Genomic DNA, 1,572 nt, shown 5'->3' with positions numbered 1-1,572 from the left:
GCCATGATCGAGAGCATTGAGGGCAAGCGCGGTGAGCCGCGCATGCGCCCCCCCTATATCGCCCAAGTGGGGCTGTTCGGTCGGCCCACCTTGGAGCACAATTTTGAAACTCTTTTTTGGGTACGCGACATCTTCCAGAGGGGACCGCAGTGGTTCAGCGGTTTTGGTCGCAACGGCCGCAAAGGCTTGCGCAGTTTCAGTGTGAGCGGGCGTGTCAAACACCCCGGTGTCAAGTTGGCCCCTGCGGGGATCACGGTCAAAGAATTGATCGAAGAATACTGCGGCGGGATGGCCGATGGGCATGACTTTTATGCCTACTTGCCAGGGGGTGCCTCGGGCGGCATCTTGCCCGCCAGCTTGGGCGGCATTCCACTCGATTTTGATACCCTGCAGCCTTACGGATGTTTCATCGGGTCGGCGGCAGTCATCGTGCTGGGCCACCAAGACAAAGCGCGTGACGCAGCCCTCAACATGATGCGTTTCTTTGCCCATGAAAGCTGCGGTCAATGCACCCCTTGCCGAGTGGGAACCGCCAAGGCGGTGGCCTTGATGGCTGTCCCGGTATGGGACAACACGACCCTGGAAGACCTCAATGTGGTCATGACCGATGCGTCCATTTGTGGTCTTGGTCAAGCAGCGCCTAACCCCGTGCGCTGCATACAAAAATACTTTCCTCTGGAAATTGGAGCATCGCTGTGAACGCACCGACCTCGCTGTCCGAAGTGACCCCCAAAACCGTCGAATTCAAACTTGACGCACAAACCATCCATGCCTATGAGGGTGAAACCATCCTCAAAGCCGCCAAGCGCCACGGCATCGACATCCCCCATCTTTGCTACAAGGATGGCTACCGCGCCGATGGCAATTGCCGCGCTTGCGTGGTTGAAATCGCAGGCGAGCGCACACTGGCGCCCAGTTGCTGCCGCAGTGCCACCGAGGGCATGCAGGTGCAGGCCCAAAGTGAGCGTGCTGTCAAAAGCCAGAAGATGGTGCTGGAGATGCTGTTGTCAGACATGCCCGATGTGGGGCACAAATGGAACGATGCCAGCGGTGCTGCCACAGACGCAGGGCAACACGGTGAGTTGAGCGATTGGGCCAGTCGCATGGCCGTGACGGTGCGCCCTGAGCTGAAGGCGCTGCGTCGTGCACAAGCCCAAGCCGATGTGTCCCACCCCGCCATGGCGGTCAATTTGGACGCGTGCATCCAGTGCAACCGCTGCGTCAGGGCCTGCCGCGAAGAGCAGGTCAATGGCGTCATCGGTTACGCCTCTCGCGGCGCGCACAGCGAAATCGTGTTCGACCTGGGTGACGCGATGGGCGAGAGCACCTGTGTGGCCTGCGGTGAGTGCGTTCAGGCTTGCCCCACGGGGGCCTTGATGCCCAAAACCCAAGTGGGCACGCAGGTGGTGGACAAAAAGGTGGATTCGGTGTGTCCGTTTTGCGGAGTGGGCTGTCTGCTGACCTACAACGTCAAGGACAACGTGATCGTGAGCGTCGATGGCCGCGACGGGCCTGCCAACCACAGCCGCTTGTGCGTCAAAGGGCGTTTTGGCTTTGACTATGCGGCCAACC

The 1,572-nt window shown here is 60.1% G+C and carries 2 protein-coding genes; both read left to right on the top strand.

Annotated features, from left to right (window positions below; all coding sequences use genetic code 11):
• Positions 1 to 699 (top strand): NADH-ubiquinone oxidoreductase-F iron-sulfur binding region domain-containing protein (locus Q0341_RS11115; RefSeq protein WP_299513205.1); only part of this gene is annotated, 699 nt, incomplete at its 5' end.
• On the top strand, positions 696 to 1,572 hold an 877-nt coding region (locus tag Q0341_RS11110; RefSeq protein WP_299513202.1), incomplete at its 3' end, for a 2Fe-2S iron-sulfur cluster-binding protein. The genes Q0341_RS11115 and Q0341_RS11110, both read left to right, overlap by 4 nt.

Origin of the sequence: uncultured Limnohabitans sp., from assembly GCF_937889215.1 — a bacterium.
GTDB lineage: Bacteria > Pseudomonadota > Gammaproteobacteria > Burkholderiales > Burkholderiaceae_C > Limnohabitans_A.
Note: the sequence above shows the minus strand (reverse complement) of the source record. Positions and strands in the feature narration are given on the sequence as shown.